A 3,820-nucleotide genomic window follows, 5' to 3' on the forward strand; every position below is an offset into this window, starting at 1 on the left:
CAACGGTGTACCGGACCTCGCGGCGCAGCTCGTCCGCAGCGTCGACGCCGTGTCCGGCTGGCTCGTCACCGGTCCTCTGCACCTCAGCGAGAACCAGTTGAGCGAGTTCGCCGACCGGGCCGTGAAAACCCTGCAGGACAACCAGTCCGGTATCACGTCGGGCGCGCTCACGACGGCCGCGACGGTCGCCGAGACCCTCGTCGAGATGCTGCTCGTGCTGTTCGCACTCGTGTTCTTCCTCTACGACGGGCCGAGGATCTGGCAGTTCCTCATCCGCGTCGTCCCCGCCGTCCCCCGGCGCAGGGTCGACGTCGCGGGCAGGCGCGGTCTGGCCGCTCTGGTCAGCTACGTCCGCGCGACCGGGGCGGTCGCCGTGGTGGACGCGCCGGCATCGGCATCGGGCTGGCCGTGCTCGGCGTGCCACTGGCGGTTCCGTTGGCAGCGCTGGTGTTCATCGGCGCGTTCGTCCCGATCTTCGCCGCGTGATCCCGGACCTGGTCCATCTCCGGGCTCAGCCAGCGGGTCACCTCGGCGTGGCCGTAGACCTCCAGCGCCGCGGGTGCGTCCTCGATCCGCCACGGGCGCAGGGTGAGCCGCTCGGTGGTGAACACGCCGGTGGCCGTCATGAGCAGATACATCCCCGGGACAACGCGGTGGCCGCGGTAGCGGCGCAGTACCGCGCACCGAGGGGGTCGTGTTCCTCCCACGGGTGGGGGCAGACGGCGCACGCGCGCCTGGATTCGGAGTCGGTGGTCAGTGGCTCGGACGTGGTCATGCGGGAACTCCGATGAACGGTGTTGCAAGAAGAGAACGACGCCGACGGAGACCACGTCCGCGAAGCGGATACGAGGCCGGCCCAGCGCTTCCACTTCCGGCCGGACGGCCGGATCTCGTGACGCGCCCGAGGCGGCACCAGCTCGACCGCTGCTGCACGACATGCTCTCGGTAGTCGCCAGTCTGCGCGTGTCCGGCCACCAGCTCGGAAGCGGAAGACCCTGTGGGTGCCGAAAATTACGTCCACGCAGGTCAAGGAGCATGACGATACTTGTGGTGCGGCACCAGCGAGTGATCGTCATGCTCCGCGCTCGTAGTGCTGCTCGTACTCGCGTAGCGTTTGCCGCAGATGGGTCTGACTCCGAGATCAGCGGGCGATCCAACACGTCACCGCGAAATTTCCTGACTCAGTTGATAGAATTCGGCGGCGAAAGATTGAATCACATCGACTTGCCCTCTATACTAGGTTCGAGCTATCCAATAGCGCATGACCACACAAACTGCAAAAGCTTGCTACGCATGGGAACTCAAGTCCCCCCTCGGACACCAAAATGTCGCAAATTTGCGACGTCTACGTGGCAGGTGCTCAAGTCCGCTTGAGCACCTTTTTTGCGTTTCCGCGCCACCGGCAGGTGGCGGTCGATGACGATTTCCTACATCCGCCCGATCGTCCCGGACACGACGCCGGAAAAGGCGTCCGATGCATCGGTCCGCGCCATTGGGCAACCTCTCCCCCTGATCGCCGTCCCCGTAGCCCGGCCGCCCCGACTGGCGAACGTCGTGTGCCGTATGGTGGTCGTCGACCAGCGCGGCCGACTCGCCGACCGCCACGTCACGGCCGCGCTGGGCTGGAACGCGGGCACGAGGCTGAACATCCGCGAGCACGACGGCCTGCTGATCATCACCGCCGACCCCCACGGCGCCTTCCAGCCCACCAAGCAGGGATACCTCAGGCTGCCAGCAGACGCTCGTCGCGCGGCGGGCGTGAGCTGCGGCGACCGGGTACTCCTGACTGCGCACCTCGACCGGCAGATCGTCTGCAGGAGCACCCGGTCCCCGTCGCGCGCCGCGAACGCCCTGCCGGGCCGGCCCGCCGCCACCAGCTCGTCCGCCACGCCCACCGCGGCCAGCGACTCCAGCGTGCGCGCGTGCAGCGCGGCGGCCCGGGAGTTGGGCGCAGGACCCGACTGCCGTTCGACGACAATGTGGTCCACACCCAGCCGGGTCAGCGCCAGCTACATCGCGAGGCCGGTCGGTCCACCGCCTGCTACGAGCACGTCGGTGCTGCTCGGCGGTCGGCGCGTACTCGTGTCATCGGTCATTTCTCGCTCCACGTAGGAAAGTTTGGTTCCCGGCGCGTTGATCGGGGCGGCCAGAACTCATCATCGGAAGCGATTGCGTTGCGCCACAAGGAAGACTGGCCAAAGCAGCCGCAAACACCAACAGCAGCGCGAACCTGACGAAGTGTGCCCGTACACGCAAAGACCCACGCTGGTCAGGCAGCACACTCCGGAGGCGCGCGAGCCACGGTGGTCCGGGGCCGCTCCCGGACCACCGCGGTATTGGTCACCGCGGCACCACCTGGGGGAGAGTTCAGGCCGCGGTGACAGCCTCGGACGACTGCGCGCCGACGTCCGCACCGGTGGCGGCGGGCTGTTGCGGCTTGCGCAGGAACAGCGCCACCACCGCCAGGCCGGCCAGCGTCACGATCGCCGCTACCAGCAGGCCCGCTCGCAGGCCCGCCAGCGACGCGGCTTCAGGGGCCGCCGCGTCCGGGACCGTCGCGGCGGCCACCACGGCGGCCAGCACCGCCACGCCCACCGCGCTGCCCACCTGCTGCGCGGTCTGCGCCAGGCCGCTGGCCAGGCCGGTGTGCTCGCTCGGCACGCCCGAGGTCATGGTGCCGATGAACGCGACCACCGCCAGCACGTGGCCGAACCCCAGTGCCGAGGTCGTCACGATCAGCAGCACGAGGTTTCCCTGCTGTGGCAGCAACAACATGGCCAACGTGCCCACGCCCTGCACCAGCAGGCCGAGCATCAGCACCGCCGGGGTGCCGATCCTGCCGATGAACCGCGCCGCCAGCACGCCGGACACCATCGCCGCGCCGCCCTCCGCCACGAAACCGATGCCGGTCGCGAGCGGGCTCCAGCGCAGCACCTCCTGCATGTACAGGCTCAGCAGCACCGTCGCGCCACCGCACATGCCGAACGTGATGAACCCGGTCAGGCCGCCCCACTTCACGGTGCGCCTGCCCAGGATCGACAACGGCGCCAGCGGTGCCTTCTGCCTGCCCTCCACGAAGAGGAACGCGCCGAGCAGCACGACCGAGCCGACCAGCGGGACCAACGCGCCGGGCGAGCCCCAGCCGGAGGTGCCGACCGTCGAGATGCCGTACACCAGCGCCAGCAGGCCCGTGGTGGCGAGCAGCGCGCCGGGCACGTCGAGCCTCGTGGCGTGGCGTTCCTGGTCCTTCTCGAACAACGTCACCGCGCCGAGCAGCACCAGCGCGCCCATGATCACCAGGATGAGCATGGTCCAGCGCCAGCTCAGGCCGCTGGTGATGACGCCGCCGCCGATCGTGCCCACCACGAACCCCAGCGACAGCAGCGCGCCGCTCACGCCGAGCGCGCGGTCACGCCGCGGCCCCTCGGGAACGACGCGGTCAGCAGCGCCAGGGCGGTCGCGCCCACCATCGCCGAGCCGACGCCCTGGCCCGCGCGGGCCGCGATGAGCATCCACGGCGCGTTCGCGAGGCCCGCCACCAGCGAGAACCCCGTGACGATCACGAGCCCCGCGATGAACAGCGGCCGCCTGCCCAGCATGTCGGACACCCGCCCGAACAGCAGCAGGAAGCCCGCGGTGGGCAGGATGAACGCCGTCATCACCCACTGCAGCTGGGCCGGACCGCCGAAGTCCAGGCCCTCGTCGATCGCCGGCAGTGCGACGGTCACGATGGAGAAGTCGAGCGCGATCATGAACTGCGCCGCGCAGATGGTGATCAGGGTGAGCCACCCGCGCAGCCCAAGGCCCGCGGTGGTCTCGC

At 69.5% G+C, this 3,820-nt stretch carries 5 protein-coding genes; 1 reads left to right on the forward strand and 4 read right to left on the reverse strand.

The annotated features are described in order from the left end of the window. A partial coding sequence (locus VF330_RS01575) for an AI-2E family transporter (protein ID WP_330849646.1) occupies nucleotides 1-592 on the forward strand: 592 nt, incomplete at its 5' end. 30 nt (nucleotides 593-622) lie between these two features. On the opposite strand, the gene VF330_RS42010 is transcribed toward VF330_RS01575, so the two are convergent. The 4 genes from VF330_RS42010 to VF330_RS01590 form a co-directional block, all read right to left on the reverse strand. Then, complete coding sequence (locus tag VF330_RS42010; RefSeq protein WP_414675317.1) at nucleotides 623-775, reverse strand: RGCVC family protein; 153 nt, start codon at nucleotides 773-775, stop codon at nucleotides 623-625. A 652-nt stretch (nucleotides 776-1,427) separates the two neighbouring features. After that, on the reverse strand, nucleotides 1,428-1,988 hold the full coding sequence (locus tag VF330_RS42015) for an FAD-dependent monooxygenase (protein WP_414675318.1): 561 nt from the start codon (nucleotides 1,986-1,988) through the stop codon (nucleotides 1,428-1,430). Nucleotides 1,989-2,367: 379 nt separating this feature from the next. Further along, the gene (locus tag VF330_RS01585) at nucleotides 2,368-3,396 is read right to left on the reverse strand and encodes an MFS transporter (protein WP_330849648.1); all 1,029 of its coding nucleotides are present in this window, start codon (nucleotides 3,394-3,396) and stop codon (nucleotides 2,368-2,370) included. Next, the coding region (locus VF330_RS01590) for an MFS transporter (protein WP_330849649.1) at nucleotides 3,393-3,820 on the reverse strand (428 nt) is incomplete at its 5' end. The genes VF330_RS01590 and VF330_RS01585, both read right to left, overlap by 4 nt.

It is taken from the genome of Lentzea sp. (assembly GCF_036380075.1).
Classification (GTDB): domain Bacteria; phylum Actinomycetota; class Actinomycetes; order Mycobacteriales; family Pseudonocardiaceae; genus Lentzea.

What these genes read in the sequence shown, in the direction of transcription:
- VF330_RS42010 (WP_414675317.1), bottom strand. Translation starts at nt 775, where the DNA reads ATGACCACGTCCGAGCCACTGACCACCGACTCCGAATCCAGGCGCGCG.